Origin of the sequence: Enterococcus sp. E4-223 (assembly GCF_035727065.1) — a bacterium.
Classification (GTDB): Bacteria; Bacillota; Bacilli; order Lactobacillales; family Enterococcaceae; genus Enterococcus_B; species Enterococcus_B faecium.
In genome coordinates, this window is record NZ_JAPMLH010000003.1 from 154,184 (window position 1) to 169,809 (window position 15,626).

Here is a 15,626-nt window from a genome sequence, read left to right on the forward strand (position 1 = left end):
AAAAGGGGTGTGACATGTTCTTTGTCACACCCCCTTTTGTTGTCAATCGTTTAATTTTCCACGTTCACGATACCAGTTATCTGGTTGCCAGATCCATTCGAATCCGTCTTTTTCAAGTAGTTCGAAAGCTGCTTTAGGTCCCATTGATCCAGCTTTGTAGTTGGGAAAATCCGGTTGTGTTTGGTCCCAAGCTTTTCGAATGACATCCACGATATGCCAAGATTGAGCGACTTCTTCCCAATGAGAGAAGTTCGTTCCATCACCATTCAACGCATCTAATAGTAATTTTTCGTAAGCTTCTGGGCTATTTTCAACCATTTCTGCACTATTTCTAAATTCCAATTTAATTGGTTCCGTTTCAAATCCTTGCCCTACTTCTTTCCCATTCAAGGATAAAGAAAATCCTTCAGTTGGCTGAATATAGATCGTTAGAACATTAGGTGGAAGTGTCGTATCGTCACATGGTTCATCGACAGATGTTTTGAATACATTAACAGGAACTTGTTTGAATACGATGTTGATCCGAGTCCCTTTTTCAGTCAAACGTTTGCCTGTACGTACATAGAAAGGAACACCTGACCAACGGAAGTTATCGATAGTGAATTTGCCTGCGACGAATGTTTCAGTCTCTGATTGAGCATCCACTTTGTCTTCTTCGCGATAGCCCTTGAATTGTACACCATCCAATTCACCTTGAGCATATTGCCCGCGAACGAAGTTTTCTAACACTTCTTCTTCGTTATAAATGCGGATAGCTTTCAATGCTTTGATCTTTTCTGTACGGATTTCTTTTTCGGAAAATGCTACTGGCGGTTCCATTGCAAGTAATGCTACAACCTGTAAAATATGATTTTGCACCATGTCTTTAAGTGCGCCACTATGATCGTAGTAGCCCCCGCGATCTTCTACACCGAGGTTTTCGCCAAAAGTAATTTGGATATTGTCGATATAGCGATTGTTCCATTGAGCCTCAAAAATATTATTGGCAAAACGGATAGCTGAGATGTTTTGGATCATTTCTTTTCCTAAATAATGATCAATCCTGAAAATATCTTGTTCTGGGAATACTTCTCTGATTTGCTGGTTCAATTCAAAAGCAGACTGGTAATCAGAACCGAACGGTTTTTCTATGATCAAACGATTGAAGCCATTTTTTGTCATAATATTTTGTGATTTCAAATGAGAAACGATCGTTCCAAAAAATTGAGGTGCCATAGCCAAATAATAGACACGGTTACCGTTTAATTGATAGTGTCCATCTAATCGGTCAGACAATTCTTTTAATGTCTGATAATGCGTTGAATCATTTACATCATGGGATTGATAGTAAAAATGGCTTGCAAAGGTAGTTGCTTCTTCATCTGAAGGATTCAATGCACGGATTGTTTCTTTGACAACTTCACGGTAGTGCTCATCGCTCCAAGGACGGCGAGCGGTTCCGATTACAGCAAAATGCTCGCCTAAATTTCCTTTTCTGTAAAGGCGGAACAAAGACGGGTACAATTTACGCTGGGCTAGGTCACCTGTACCGCCGAATATCGTAAACAATACATTTTTTTCATTAGACATGTGGATACACTCCTTTATATTTTATCGACAAAAATCGTGCTGGCCGCCTTGAAGCTGACGGGGATTTTCTTTCTATCATTTTGGATAGTGATCGGTCCTTCATAAGCTGCGATGTCAACGATCTCATATTCTTCGTTGATATTCAGGTCAATAGTGACTAAGTAATCCAACAATTCTTTTTCATCAAGCACTCGTGCGATACGCACTTTTGTACCGACAGGATAGGACTCCAATGTTTGTCGGCGTTCTTCATGGACGACTTCCTCTTTTTTAGGAATCGATCCTCCATGAGGACAATGTTCAGGATGATTCAAATAGTTTTCTAAATGATCTGCAAGATGTTCCGAAGTCACATGTTCCAATACTTCGGCATCATCATGGACTTCATTCCAGCTATAGTCTAAATGTTCAACTAAAAAAACTTCCCATAAGCGATGTTTGCGAATCAGACTGCTAGCTTTTTGCAGTCCGCTTGCAGTCAATTGTACACCTTGATAAGGGGAATGTTCTACAAGCTCTTCTTTCACAAGTTTAGAAATCATTTCACTGACAGATGCAGCTGAGACATCTAGACTAGATACGATTTGTTTATTGTTGACTTTCGTTGTATCTCCACCTAGTTCTAAAATGATTTTCAAATAATCTTCTCGATTTGGTGTCATATTCGATCATCCTTTCATGGTAAAAAACCATCATTAGTAAGTGTAACAAAAAAAACGTTAATTGACTATTTTTCTAAATAAAAAACAAAGGATTTTTAGACGTTTTTACAACAAAAAACGAAAGATGATAGAGAAGACTCATTCTTTCGTTTATAAAGGATATATATATACATTGGGAGGGATCTATTTTTCAGATAACAACTTATATGAAGTGTCTGCAGATTCGTCATAAAGAGTTTGTTCGGGATAAGAAAAGATAAGATAAAAACCATACTGATCACGTACGACTAAACGATATTCATCTATTTCTACCACAGATGTGCCAAGAGACTGACCGTTGATCAAAAACGTGTAATCAGATGTAATCTGTAATTGTTGTTTTTGCTGGCTATCACTAAAGAACCATGTACCTTGATACTTTGAGAGTCCTTCTGACTTTTCCGCTTGTTTTTTCTTTTTCAAGTAAATAAAACTTGAGAGAACGGTAATGAGTGAACCAAGAAAATAGATCATTTTTTTTATCACCAAATCACTCCTTTATGAGAAAATAATCGCATAGACATATTCTTTCTTCTTTATTTCATTGTACCGAATAAAAGCTAAAATTTCTCTAAGACTTTCGACTGGTTTTTTTACTGTTTTTCTACAAATTATGATAGGATACATAGTAGGAAGAAAGGTGACATAATTTGAAGTATCAGCAAGTGGAAATAGCTTTTTTTATTGACCGCCCGAATCGGTTTATAGCACATTGTATGAAAAAAGACGGAGAAATAATTATTGCGCATGTCAAAAATACAGGTAGAGGAAAAGAGGTCCTGATACCAGGCGCTGAAGTGGCTATTGTATTTGCTCCTGGACCTAAACGGAAAACCGCCTATGATCTGATTGCTGTAAAAAAGAAGGGTGACTGGTTTAATATCGATAGTCAATTGCCTAATCGGCTGGCAATTGATGGTATTTTAGACGGCACGATCCTTTTACCAGGATTAACTGGTCCATTTACGGTATACAAGCGTGAAGTAACTTATCTTCACTCCAAATTTGATATTTATTTAGAGACGGTGGTCGGACAAAAAGCATTTGTTGAAGTCAAAGGTATGACACTTGAAAATAAAGCGATTGGTGCTTTTCCTGATGCGCCCACACTCAGAGGATTGAAACATATAGGAGAATTAACGTATGCCGCACAAGATGGTTATGCCGCTTATGTCTTGTTTATTGCTCAATTCGAACATCTTCATCTGGCAACGATCCATGAAGAAATGCAACCAGCACTAGCTGATATGGTTCGACATGCGCAGCAAAGCGGAGTTCAAATCCTCGCCTATAATTGTCAAGTATCGGCAGATGAGGTAACTGTCAAGCAGGCCATTCCATTTGATGTAGATATCCCTTTTGAAGATCCTATACAATAGAAAGAAGGTAAAATAATGATCAACTTAGGTATTATCGGAACAAATTGGATTACTCATCAATTTGTCCAAGCAGCTTTAAGCACAAAAAAATATGAATTGACAGCGGTATATTCTAGACATTTGGAAAAAGCACAGGAATTTGGTTCTCATTATGAAGGGGATATCGAATTCGCAACAGATTTGAAGACTTTTTTCAATATTACTCATATGGACACCATTTATATTGCTTCTCCGAATAGTCTTCACTTTAGTCAAGCTAAGCAAGCAATTTTGGCAGGAAAAAATGTGATAGTTGAAAAGCCAGCTTTTTCGACGCCAAAAGAAATGGATGAAATCATCCATTTGGCAAATGAACACAATGTGTATTTTTTTGAAGCAGCAAGAAATATCCATGAATCAGGTTTTAAAAAGATTGCCGATTACTTACCATTAAAAGACGAGATAATCGGTGCAAATTTCAGCTATATGAAATATTCTTCGCGCTATGACCAAGTATTAGATGGAGAAGAACCGAATATCTTCTCGACTCATTTCTCAGGTGGTGCATTGATGGATTTAGGTGTTTACCTTGTATATGCAGCTGTTGCTTGGTTTGGAATGCCAAAAGAAGTCCATTATTTCCCAAGAAAGATTTCTACTGGTGTAGATGGTCTTGGATGGGGGATCTTACGTTATGAGAATTTTGATGTATCGATCCAGCCAGGTAAAATCGGTGATTCTTATTTACCGTCAGAGATTTATTTTGACTCAGGAACGCTAGTGATGAATGGAGTCAATGCAATTGAACAAGCACAATTTCATGATCGCGCGCATAAAGAAATCATTGATTTGGCGGTAACAGCTGCAGAAAATCCAATGGCAGATGAAGCAGAGGATTTTGCCAATGTCATGGCTCATCCGAAAGATCCAGCTTGGGGATTGTTGTATGAAGAGTGGATCGAGCTAGCTAGAAATGTGAACCAAGTGATTTATGATTTAAGAAAAAATGGCGGCATCAAATTCGATGCAGATAATGAGGAAGATTTTTAATGAACGAATTTGTACAAGTATTTCCCGAAAATTGGCAGAAAAAATATGAGGATAAAGGGTTTATCTCACCTTCTCTTATTCAACGAGCAGTTTTTCAGCCACTAAGTAATAAACAAAGTATAGTAGCGGTTTCTCCTACAGGTTCAGGTAAAACACTGGCTTATCTTTGGCCTCTACTACTAAACGTGGAACCAGGTGAAGCAAGTGCGTTGGTCATTTTTGCTTCTTCTCAAGAACTAGCTATTCAAGTAGCAGATGTTGCACGTGAATGGGGAAAAGACAAAGAGTTGAAAGTCCAATCTTTGGTGGGCGGAGCCAACGTCAAACGTCAGATTGAGGGGTTGAAGAAAAAACCAGAAATCTTGATTGGTACACCAGGAAGAATATTGGAATTGATGAAAGCAAAAAAAATAAAAGCACATCAAGTGAAAACAATGGTATTTGATGAAGCAGACCAGCTATTTGACGCTGGGAACAGCCAAATCATTGATCAAATTCTTCATCAAGCTCCAACAGAGTATCAGCTAGCTTTTTTTTCAGCGACAGCAGATCGTTCCCTTGAAAGCATTGAAAAAATCACTGGGAAAACGTTTGAGACAATTGACGTGACAGCAGAGGACGATTCTCGAAAAGGACTGAGACATTACTTTTTACGTGTACCGATACGAAAGAAAGATGACTACTTGAGACGTCTCACGCATATAGAAGATTTTCATGGTCTGATTTTCTTTAATCAACTGACTGAATTAGGCGTAATGGAAGAAAAATTGCTGTATAGAGGTGTACCGGTAGGAAGTCTGGCCTCTGATCAGAACAAGCTACTCCGAAAAGCAGCGCTAGAACAATTCAAAAAGAAAATGGTCAGAGCACTTTTGACCACAGATGTGGCGGCTAGAGGTTTAGATATTACAGGTCTTCCTTATGTAGTGAATGCAGAAGTTCCGTTAAGTGAAGAAGCTTATTTGCATCGTTCGGGAAGAACTGGTCGAATGGGTAATGAAGGAATAGTAATTACACTCGTACAAGATAATAATCTAAGAGATTTAAAACGGCTTTTACGTCCATCAAATATAACACTTGAAGAGATTTTTTTATACGGAGGTAAGCTGCAAACTGAGCAGCCAACCAAAGAAGATGCAGCTCCTGCAGTAAATAAAAAGTATGCGAAAACTTTTTCTGGAAAGGAGCAGAACCCAGAATATAACAAAGAAAAAATAAGAAAAAAAGTTAAAAATAAATCAAAAAAAGAGAGAAATAAAGGAGCAAGGCGCAAATAAGCGCCTTTTTATGCTATGATTATGAAAACGGGAACAAAATTGGTTGCCAGAGGAGGGGTTATGTGAAAGAACGTCAAGAAGAGATCTTGCAGCTATTGACAGAAAACCAACAAGGATTGACAGCAAGTGATGTAGCTGAGCGCTTAACTATCGATCGAAGCAATGCAAGCCGATATTTAAGTGAACTATACAAGGCCCATCATATTGTAAAAACCGCTGGCCGACCAGTCGTTTACTCTTTGCCAACGGAAAAGTCAAAATCTGATGAAGTGCATGTCGACTCTTCTACGCAAGTGACTTTTGAAACACTCGTTGGAGAAAATGATTCTTTAAAAGTCAGCATACAGCAGGCAAAAGCTGCGATTCTTTATCCACCGCGGGGGTTGCATACGATTATTTTTGGAGAAACTGGTACAGGGAAGTCGATGTTTGCTGAATGTATGTATCATTTTGCAATCGATTCAGAGATGCTTTCTGCAGATGCGCCATTTGTTTCTTTCAATTGTGCGGATTATGCTCAAAATCCGCAACTGCTCTTTGGACACATCTTTGGGATCAAAAAAGGGGCTTACACAGGAGCAGCTCAAGATAGTCCCGGTCTAATAGCCAAAGCAGACGGCGGTATATTGTTTTTAGATGAGATCCACCGTTTACCGCCGGAAGGGCAGGAAATGCTGTTTACTTTCATTGATAAAGGTATTTACCGTCCGCTTGGAGAAAGTGCACAAGTACATGAAGCATCTGTTCAGATCATTGGGGCGACGACTGAATCTTCAGAAAGTTTCTTATCTACGTTCAATCGACGGATTCCTATGGCAATCACCTTGCCGAATCTTGCTTCACGTTCACTGGATGAGCGTTATGAAATCATCTCTCTTTTTATCAAACAAGAAGCGAATCGTTTGAATCAACGTATCGATATCGAAAAAGAAGCGATTCTTGCCTTCATGCTTTATGATGCGGAAGGAAATATCGGTCAAGTGAAACGAGACTTGAAACTAGTCTGTGCAAAATCTTTTTTACATTACCGTACTCATCATGAGAAAAAGCTAATCATTCGAAAAGAAGAACTTTCCCTTCAAGTACAAAAAGGATTACTGAAAATCAAGGAAATACCGGAACGTCTCGACCGATTCATGGACAGCAAAAGTCAGTATTTGACATTTGAACCAGGATTTGCTGATGTTGTCTGGTCACAAGATCCAGAACGAAACATGCAGGTCTATAACGATATTGAGGAAAAAGTCACTTCTCTTTCCGAAACCGGTGTGGAGAACATTGATCTAGAGACCCTCATTTCAAAAGATGTGGATGCTTATTTCCAGACATATGTCAAAGAATTGACTAAAAGTTCGATTCCCAAAGATCTTTTGCCAGATGAAATCTGGCGGTTAACCAATCAATTGTATGATGTGGCTGAAAAACGGTTAGACCGTATTTATAATGAAAAAGCTCGTTTTGCTTTTGCTTTGCATCTGCAAAGTACATTGGATCGTGTGAGAGAAGGTCATATGATCGTCCACCCAGATTTGAATAACGTACGGAAAAATTTTAAGAGGGAATTCCAGGTAGCAATTGATCTTTCGACAATCATTGAAGAAGAAGAACAAGTTGAGATTCCTTTTGATGAAATCGGCTTTATTAGTATGTTTCTTTCTATCAATCTAGGAGAAAGTGAGCCTGTTAAAGAAAACAAAGTAGATGTTCTCGTATTGATGCACGGCAGACAGACTGCTTCAAGCATGTTGGAGATGGCACAAGAACTATTAGGAACAAAAGTAGGGAAAGCTTTTAATATGCCACTGGTTATGGAAGTTCAAACAATGTATGAAGAAGTGTTACAATATGTCAAAAACTATCAAGAGCATTTGACGAATGGTCTACTCTTGTTAACAGATATGGGATCATTAAACACCTTCAGTGATTTGATTTATGAAGAGACTGGCATTCGGACGAAAGCTATCACGATGACAAGTACCATGATTGTAATAGAAGCGATACGGATGGCAAGTGTTGGAAGAAGCTTAGAAGACATTTATCAAAATATCCAGCTTTCCTTTGAATCGATCGTACGTGATCAGTTCAAAGCGGAAAAATTTGAAACTTTACAGCGTAAAAAAGCCGTAATCGTGACATGCTTTACTGGTGAGGGAGTAGCTGCCAAATTATATCAGCGTATTATGCCAGTGATTAATCAAAATAAGGTAGAACTGATCCAGATGCAGTTTTTAGAACGTGAATCATTCAAAAAACACATCGATGCCTTATTGGAAGAATATGAGATCAAAGCAATTGCGGGAACAGTTGATGTTGATTATCAAAATATCCCATTTTTTTCAGCCTATGACGTTTTTGATGATGAAAAACTAAATATTTTAAAGCGTATAGCTGATGATGAGATCCCGACAGCTAAAATTGTCGATTCACTTTCTGGATCATTAAGCGATGTCTTTTCTATTGATGAACTGATCCGTTCATTGCAAAAGACAGTTCAGCAGATCCAGACCGATTTGTCGATTATCGTGGAACCTGGAGTAGATACTGGAATCGTTATCCATTTAGCCTTCATGTTAGACGGATTGATCAAACAAGAAAGCCATCGGCAATTTGAGAAACTGTCTATTTTCTCAAAAATTTATCGTTTGGAAATGGATATCGTTCGGGCAAACTTGATGGCACTAGAACGAAAATATCAGGTAAAAATTCCAGAAGATGATATCGCATTTCTTACACAAATGTTTCTTGAAAATAAAATAAAAAAATGAACACACTAATCATACTGTTTACACACTAAACATATGTGTGCGCACTATAAAAAAGAGCTAAAAAGCATGAAAACGCTATTTCAGCTCTTTTTTTTATTGGCATGCTTCTTGCGTTATATAAAAGTGTAAAAAAATAAAAGGAGTGTTAAAAATGGCAAAAAAAACAATCATGTTAGTTTGTTCAGCAGGGATGAGTACGAGTTTATTGGTCACAAAAATGCAAAAAGCAGCAGAAGAAAAAGGGATGGAAGCCGATATTTTTGCGGTCTCTGCCTCAGATGCAGATAATAATTTAGAATCTAAGAATGTCGATGTATTATTATTAGGTCCTCAAGTACGTTTCATGAAAGCTCAATTTGAACAAAAACTTGCGCCTAAAGGTATTCCATTAGATGTCATCAATATGCAAGACTATGGCATGATGAACGGAGAAAAAGTTCTTGCACAAGCAGAAAATCTAATGAAATAAATCAAGTATGCAGTTGGGGGTATAACAACGTGGAAGATCAACAAAATCTAGAAGCCATCATGGGGTTAATCATGTTTGGCGGTAATGCAAAGAGCGATGCAATGGAAGCGATTGCGGCTGCTAAAATCGGTGATTTTGAGTTAGCGGATAGGAAAATCGCTGATGCAGAAGAATCACTTATACAAGCGCATCATGCACAAACAGACATGTTGACACAAGAAGCACAAGGAAATCATATGCAAGTGACATTATTGACTGTTCACAGTCAAGATCACTTAATGACATCTATTGCATTTACTGATTTAGCAAAAGAAATCATCGAACTTTATCGTCGCGTATACAGCGAATAAATACAACTTCTTTTTTGAACGGAAGAAGAAAAATTTTTGAACGGATTTTTTATTTTGTTATAAGGAGAACTCTCTTTATATAAAAAACTTATAGGAGGAAGTAAAAAATGAACGGACTATCAAGTTGGATGGAGAAATACATCCTGCCGGTTGCCGCAAAAATCGGAGCGCAAAAACATTTAGTTGCTTTGCGTGATGCTTTTATCGGCACACTGCCCGCAACAATGGCGGGATCAGTCGCTGTAATGATCAATGCAATTATTCGTGATTTACCGCAACAGTTTAACAGTACCTATGCTGACAGTTTAGCAGCAGACAAAGGAATCTTTGCCGTATTGAATGTCATCATCGGAATCAATGGTTTTGTCTGGAACGGTACACTAGCAATCGCCGGATTGATCTTTGCCTTTTCTTGGGGGTATAATCTTGCCCGAGCTTATGGAGTAAATGATCTAGCTGGGGGGATCGTTGGTTTAGCTACCTTGATTCAAGGTATTTCCTTTGGTCCAGCATTATCAGCAGCATTAGATGTGAATGTTCCTTCAAATGTCGCAGATGCAATTAATAGTTCTGAGATTGGTGCAACGATTGCAGATGGCACACTGTCAGTTGGATTATGGGGTTGGCTAAAACTAGATCATTTGAATGGAAACGCTTATTTTACAGTTATGATCATGGGAGCTATTTCAGTCATTATTTTTTGTAAATTGATGCTTGCCAACATTACGATCAAAATGCCTGATTCAGTACCACCAGCAGTATCTAAAGCATTTGCAGCCATTTTACCAGCGACGATCGCTTTATACGTCATTGCTATTATCAATTATATCGTAGGTCGTGTAGCTGATGGGCAACTGATCATTGATTTGGTGCAAAAATATATTGCAGAACCATTCCTAGGATTATCTCAAGGGTTGGGAGCAGTATTGATCGTCACAGTATTTGTTCAAGTATTCTGGTTCTTTGGTATTCATGGACCAAATGTATTGGCACCAGTGCTAGAGGGAATCTGGGGACAAGCACAACTAATCAATATTGATATTTTCCAAAAAGGTTATAACGGAAAAACTGGTACACCAGCCGTGTTAGATGCAATCGAAGATGGAAAAGCTTATATGTGGGTCCGCGGATCGTTCGATGCTTTTGCATGGTTTGGCGGATCAGGCGGAACGATCGTCTTACTGATAGCTATCTTGATTTTCTCTAAACGTGCAGATTATCTAACAGTAGCTAAATTATCCATTGGGCCTGGTATCTTCAATATCAACGAACCAGTGATGTTTGGTCTGCCAATCGTATTGAATGCAATCATGTTTATCCCATTCTTGATTGCTCCAGTAGTAGCAACAGCAATTGGATGGACAGCTACTTATCTTGGCCTAGTCGCTCCGGTATCGCAGCAAGTCACATGGGTAGTACCGCCGTTCTTATTGTCATTCTTAGCAACAGGTGCGGATTGGCGGGCACCGATCGTAACATTAGTATGTATGGTCGTGACTTTCTTGATTTGGGCACCATTTGTCATCTCTGCAAACAAAATGGACCCTGCCGCAGGAGAACAACAATAAGATGAACGTGAGGAGCGGAACGCTTTAAGTTTCGTTCCTCATAATGAATTTTCGAGGAGGAACTGAAATGATTACAATTGCCAGTGCAATGCAACAAGATGAAATCAAAGAATTGTTAGAAGGATACAATGAAGAAGGAATGACTTTTACATTTAAAGAAAAACAAGGAATCAAGCTGTTCTTTGAAACAAGTGCAGAAGATCCGGAAGTTGCGGCTAAAAAAGCAAAGGAACTGATCAAAGCACAGCCTTGGGGAACAGTCCTTTATTTTCAATCAACAGCTGTTTAGAAAATGGTTTAAAAAGATAGGATGGTTGAGATGATAAAAAACGGTTTATTTTTATGTAGTATTGGTTCTTTGATCGTGTTGTATAGTTTGAATCCACATTCGCAAAGGTATGATTTGTATAGTATGGTCACAGGTCTTTTTCTAACAGGATTAGGAATCTATTTCTTCATGAAGGGAAAAAAAAGAGAAGAAGCAAAGGAGAAAAATAACTAATGGAAATCACGAAAAAATTAAATATTCCAGCATCGTTTTTTTACGATAAAGTTATGGACTCTGTCCTTTTCGATGTACGTAAAGCGACCGGCAAATCAGTAACTAGAAAACAGCTGAAAAATTTGGAGTACGTCAAACAATTCTCGCAAAATAACCGGGCTCGCATAAAAATCGAAGAAGTCATTGAAAACCAGTCTTATAAGTTTCGTACATCGACAACGAAGAATGAATTCGTCGTTCATTATCAAATCAAACCATTGGACGATTCGACCTGTGAGGTTCATTACACAGAAAAAATGGAGTCTTATGGCATGCTTCAAAAGTTGAATGATATGCTTTTAGGAACAATCTTGATGTATTTTAAACGGAGACGTTTCAAAAAAATGCTAGATATGATCGAAGCAACGTATTAAATCAATGAAACATGGTACTATTTAGTTATTGAAAAATGAAGTAAGCTAGAAGGAATTTTTCATAGGAAGATAGATCTTTCCTGTGAATCCTCACTAGCTTTTTTGTAGGAAGGGGCAGCAAAATGACAAACAAAGTAAGAGAGCTAGGTGTATCTTCGATTGAGGAAATGTTTGATTTAGCCACTTATGCATTTAATGGGGCAGATACACCTGAAAGGCGAGAACGTTTTCGTACACTTGCGGAGAATTCTTGGAATTACGGATTTTTTGATGAGGAGGATCGGCTAACAAGTCAAGTCATGGCGACCCCTTTTCCAGTGAATTTTTACGGACAAGAGTACCTAATGGCCGGCATTGGCTATGTTGCTTCTTATCCAGAAGCAAGGGGACAAGGCGGGATCAATCAGATCATGGAAAAGATCCTTGAAGATTGCCGTGATCGTAAAGTAAGCTTATCTTATCTGGCGCCATTCTCCTATCCCTTCTATCGGCGCTATGGCTATGAACAATCATTTGATAAAATCAGTTATCAACTAAACAGTCGTGATGTGCCGTTTATCAAAAAAAAATCTGGAAAAATAAAGCGTATGGATTTTGAAGATGCAAAAGCTGCAATCAGAAGAATTTATGAACAGATGCCGGAAAACCAACGAGCTGGTCTGAAGCGCGAAGACTGGTGGTATACGTATAAATTCAAGCAAAAAGGCAATTACCAGTTTGCTTTGCATTTTGATGATAATGAGGAAGCAACGGGATATATCGTTTATCAGCTTGCAACGTCTTCCTTTATTATTGCGGAGTGGGGATTTTTGGATCATGATGCTTTTTGCAGCCTTGTTCGCTTCGTAAGTTCTCACAATGGTGCTTTTGAAACATTTGAATATTCATGCGGCTACGGCGGTAATGATCAAAATTATCTATTAGAAAATCCATTTGCTTCTGTAATGATCACACCTTATATGATGGCGAGGATCGTAGATATTTCTTTGTTTTTGGAAAATTATCCATTTAAAAAGAGACAAGCTGCATTTGCCCTACAAATAGAAGAAGATCATTATGCGAAATGGAATGAAGGAATCGTGGAAGTAACAATCGAAAATGGAAAAAATCATCTCTCAAAAGTAGAACAAACAAAACTCCCAATCGTTCGAGGAAGTATCCAACATATCACGCAGCTATTATTAGGGTATCGTAAAGTGGAAGAGTTGGTATTCCAAGAAAGAATACAGGTGACAAAAGAATATGAAGAAACGTTAAGCTCAATCTTGCCACAGCAACAGCCAATTCTTAATGACTATTTTTGATAAAAAACGGGTGATGACAATATTTTTGTCACCACCCGTTTGTTTTTCATTTGGCATTTGAAGGAAAATGTTAAAGTAAATCCTCTTTTTTCGTAAATTTGAATTTTTTGTTTTCTTTTGTTTTAGGGTTTTCTTTTTTGTGGTCTTGGATTGCTTCTTTCGTAATCTTTTCCCGATTTTTTTTAGATGAATCTAAGCGTTCTGCGTATACTTTTTCTTTTGGCTTATCATTCATTGGAAAGAACCTCCCTACATTATTTCATTCTACCTCTAGTTTATCATCTGTTAAGGACTAGTGGAAACGTTTTGCCTAACTTATAAGCTGATTTTTTTAGCAGATAAGCTTGCAAGTAAAAAACAAACAAGCTACAATTGATTTATTGAAATTGTTCCTGTAGCTCAGTAGGATAGAGCAATCGCCTCCTAAGCGATAGGTCGCTGGTTCAATTCCAGTCAGGAACGTACAAATAACCCCTGTATCCTTTGCGGTACAGGGGGTTATTTTGTATAAGTAGACATTGTAGTTTCTAAACTGCTATGTCCTAAACGTTTCGATACGCTAAGTATATTTACTCCTTGATAAAGTAAAATAGATGCATGCGTATGTCTTAGTCCATCAATAAACAGTCGAAGAGAAAATAGGGAAAAATTGATTACTAAAGAAAAACTTACTAGGTCGACGGTGTAGTTGATTTTCATACTTCAATAGATTCGAATTAAACGATTTCGATTGGCTTATACCAGTCCTATCCAACGAAAGATATATCGTTCTTAACTCTAGCGGTATAACTTGAAGCTTTACGTAAAGCCAATGGGAATGAACTGGAGATGACTTTTTATTATTTTTAGTAATAGCTGATGGGTTAATACTTACAACTTTCCTTTTCAAAGTACCATATAAAAAAACGGTGGGGTTGTTTAGCGAAATAAAGGATCTAAGCCAATAGCTTAGATCCTTTATTCTATGCTTTATATTATTTTTTGCATGTGTGCGAAAGTATACTCAAGCCCAATCGCCATTTCGGAAAATCGGTACTGTAGAGCCATCTTCACGAATTCCGTCGATATCCATCTTGTCAGATCCTACCATGAAATCTACGTGGGTTTGACTTCTATTCAATCCAGCTTCTGCTAATTCTTCATCGGACATTTCTGTACCGCCTTTCACACTGAAGGCATAAGCAGAACCTAGTGCTAAGTGATTCGATGCGTTTTCATCAAATAATGTATTGAAAAAGATGATGCCAGATTGAGAAATAGGTGAAGGGTCAGGTACAAGTGCGACTTCTCCTAAACGACGCGCACCTTCATCTGTATCAAGCAGTTTTGCTAAGACATCTTCTCCTTGTTCGGCAGAAAAATCAACAACTTTTCCATCTTTAAAAGTAAATTTCATACCCGAGATGATGGTGCCAGCATAACTCAGTGGCTTTGTACTTGAAATGTAACCATCTACTCGATGACTGTCAGGTGCTGTGAACACTTCTTCCGTCGGCATATTTGCCATGAATTTTTCTCCACGAGCATTATAGCTTCCAGCGCCTTCCCAAAGATGGTTTTTAGGCAATCCGATAATGATATCTGTACCGGGAGCAGTATAGTGAAGGGCAGAAAATTGTTCTCGATTCAATTCTTCTGCTTTTTTTGCTAATTTTTCATCATGCTTCTTCCATGCTAAGACAGGGTCTTCTTCATAGACACGAGTCGTTTTGAAAATCTGATCCCATAATGCCTCAACTTGTTTTTCTTCTGGCAGTTCTGGGAAGACTTTTGCTGCCCATTGTTTACCAGCCGCAGCCACGACAGTCCAACTGACTTTATTTGCTTGAGTTGCCTTGCGTAAATTCATTAGTGCTTTGCCATTCGCTGATTGATAAGACGCTACTCGATGGCTATCTACACCAGCAAATGCATCGGGATCGGCAGAAACAACGCTGATCCTGCTTGCTCCTTTTTCAAGCCATTCATCCGCTTGATCGATTTTAGATTGTGGTACATTCTCAATACGATCCGTTGCAGCATGTAAAAGAAATTCTCTTTGGATCTGATCGTCAGTCCATTGAACGATAACCTCAGCGGCTCCTAGTTTATAAGCTTCTTGTGTGATCAATCGAGCAAGGGGTGCCTGTTCCACGCTGATCTGTAAAACAACTGTGTGTCCTTTTTCTGTGGCTACGCCAGTTTCTGCAATTAAGCGTGCATATTTTTTTAGAAGTTCATTAAAATCAGATAACATAATAAAAATTCCTCCTCACCATTTTTTCTGGTAACTATTAGCATGATACCATTTAATTATGATT

At 38.2% G+C, this 15,626-nt stretch carries 16 protein-coding genes, 1 tRNA gene and 1 pseudogene; 12 read left to right on the plus strand and 6 right to left on the minus strand.

Going from position 1 to position 15,626, the window contains the following annotated elements:
* Positions 1 to 42: 42 nt before the first annotated feature.
* The 3 genes from zwf to OS139_RS05925 all read right to left on the minus strand — a co-directional run bounded on the left by zwf (position 43) and on the right by OS139_RS05925 (position 2,756).
* A complete protein-coding gene (gene zwf, locus OS139_RS05915) occupies positions 43 to 1,569 on the minus strand; it encodes a glucose-6-phosphate dehydrogenase (RefSeq protein WP_002286618.1) in 1,527 nt (508 codons plus the stop codon).
* Between the two features lie 14 nt (positions 1,570 to 1,583).
* Positions 1,584 to 2,231, minus strand: coding sequence for a metal-dependent transcriptional regulator (locus OS139_RS05920; protein ID WP_002286616.1), 648 nt, complete (start codon positions 2,229 to 2,231; stop codon positions 1,584 to 1,586).
* A gap of 183 nt (positions 2,232 to 2,414) precedes the next feature.
* Positions 2,415 to 2,756 carry a DUF4828 domain-containing protein gene (locus OS139_RS05925; protein ID WP_002294538.1) on the minus strand — a complete coding sequence of 114 codons (342 nt, stop codon included), beginning with the start codon at positions 2,754 to 2,756 and terminating at the stop codon, positions 2,415 to 2,417.
* A gap of 164 nt (positions 2,757 to 2,920) precedes the next feature.
* Between OS139_RS05925 and sfsA the strand changes: the two genes are divergently transcribed.
* The 11 genes from sfsA (at position 2,921) to OS139_RS05980 (ending at position 13,326) form a co-directional block, all read left to right on the plus strand.
* Positions 2,921 to 3,649: a DNA/RNA nuclease SfsA gene (gene sfsA, locus OS139_RS05930; RefSeq protein WP_002286614.1), complete on the plus strand. Its 729-nt coding sequence runs from the start codon at positions 2,921 to 2,923 to the stop codon at positions 3,647 to 3,649.
* Positions 3,650 to 3,664: 15 nt separating this feature from the next.
* Positions 3,665 to 4,678 carry a Gfo/Idh/MocA family protein gene (locus OS139_RS05935; RefSeq protein WP_002286612.1) on the plus strand — a complete coding sequence of 338 codons (1,014 nt, stop codon included), beginning with the start codon at positions 3,665 to 3,667 and terminating at the stop codon, positions 4,676 to 4,678.
* Positions 4,678 to 5,955, plus strand: a complete 1,278-nt coding sequence (locus OS139_RS05940; protein ID WP_002294535.1) for a DEAD/DEAH box helicase — start codon at positions 4,678 to 4,680, stop codon at positions 5,953 to 5,955. Before OS139_RS05935 ends, OS139_RS05940 begins: the two co-directional genes overlap by 1 nt.
* 62 nt (positions 5,956 to 6,017) lie before the next feature.
* A complete protein-coding gene (locus OS139_RS05945; protein WP_002332069.1) occupies positions 6,018 to 8,720 on the plus strand; it encodes a sigma 54-interacting transcriptional regulator in 2,703 nt (900 codons plus the stop codon).
* A gap of 151 nt (positions 8,721 to 8,871) precedes the next feature.
* Positions 8,872 to 9,189: a PTS sugar transporter subunit IIB gene (locus OS139_RS05950; RefSeq protein ID WP_002286606.1), complete on the plus strand. Its 318-nt coding sequence runs from the start codon at positions 8,872 to 8,874 to the stop codon at positions 9,187 to 9,189.
* Positions 9,190 to 9,218: 29 nt separating this feature from the next.
* A complete protein-coding gene (locus tag OS139_RS05955; protein WP_002286604.1) occupies positions 9,219 to 9,539 on the plus strand; it encodes a PTS lactose/cellobiose transporter subunit IIA in 321 nt (106 codons plus the stop codon).
* A gap of 107 nt (positions 9,540 to 9,646) precedes the next feature.
* Complete coding sequence (locus OS139_RS05960) at positions 9,647 to 11,107, plus strand: PTS sugar transporter subunit IIC (protein WP_002286601.1); 1,461 nt, start codon at positions 9,647 to 9,649, stop codon at positions 11,105 to 11,107.
* Positions 11,108 to 11,174: 67 nt separating this feature from the next.
* Complete coding sequence (locus tag OS139_RS05965) at positions 11,175 to 11,396, plus strand: hypothetical protein (RefSeq protein WP_002286598.1); 222 nt, start codon at positions 11,175 to 11,177, stop codon at positions 11,394 to 11,396.
* A 30-nt stretch (positions 11,397 to 11,426) separates the two neighbouring features.
* Positions 11,427 to 11,609: a DUF3188 domain-containing protein gene (locus tag OS139_RS05970; protein ID WP_002286596.1), complete on the plus strand. Its 183-nt coding sequence runs from the start codon at positions 11,427 to 11,429 to the stop codon at positions 11,607 to 11,609.
* A complete protein-coding gene (locus tag OS139_RS05975) occupies positions 11,609 to 12,022 on the plus strand; it encodes a DUF3284 domain-containing protein (protein WP_002286592.1) in 414 nt (137 codons plus the stop codon). Before OS139_RS05970 ends, OS139_RS05975 begins: the two co-directional genes overlap by 1 nt.
* A 122-nt stretch (positions 12,023 to 12,144) precedes the next feature.
* Complete coding sequence (locus OS139_RS05980) at positions 12,145 to 13,326, plus strand: GNAT family N-acetyltransferase (protein WP_002286589.1); 1,182 nt, start codon at positions 12,145 to 12,147, stop codon at positions 13,324 to 13,326.
* 70 nt (positions 13,327 to 13,396) lie between these two features.
* Here OS139_RS05980 and OS139_RS05985 read toward each other — a convergent pair whose 3' ends face one another.
* Positions 13,397 to 13,561 carry a hypothetical protein gene (locus OS139_RS05985; RefSeq protein ID WP_002286676.1) on the minus strand — a complete coding sequence of 55 codons (165 nt, stop codon included), beginning with the start codon at positions 13,559 to 13,561 and terminating at the stop codon, positions 13,397 to 13,399.
* 153 nt (positions 13,562 to 13,714) lie between these two features.
* Here OS139_RS05985 and OS139_RS05990 point away from each other — a divergent pair.
* Positions 13,715 to 13,788: transfer RNA gene (locus OS139_RS05990), tRNA-Arg, on the plus strand.
* Between the two features lie 45 nt (positions 13,789 to 13,833).
* Here the strand turns inward: OS139_RS05990 and OS139_RS05995 are convergent.
* Positions 13,834 to 13,947, minus strand: a pseudogene (locus OS139_RS05995) (tyrosine-type recombinase/integrase); the annotation flags it as partial.
* Positions 13,948 to 14,329: 382 nt separating this feature from the next.
* The gene (locus OS139_RS06000) at positions 14,330 to 15,562 is read right to left on the minus strand and encodes an aminopeptidase (protein ID WP_002286469.1); all 1,233 of its coding nucleotides are present in this window, start codon (positions 15,560 to 15,562) and stop codon (positions 14,330 to 14,332) included.
* Positions 15,563 to 15,626: the final 64 nt, after the last annotated feature.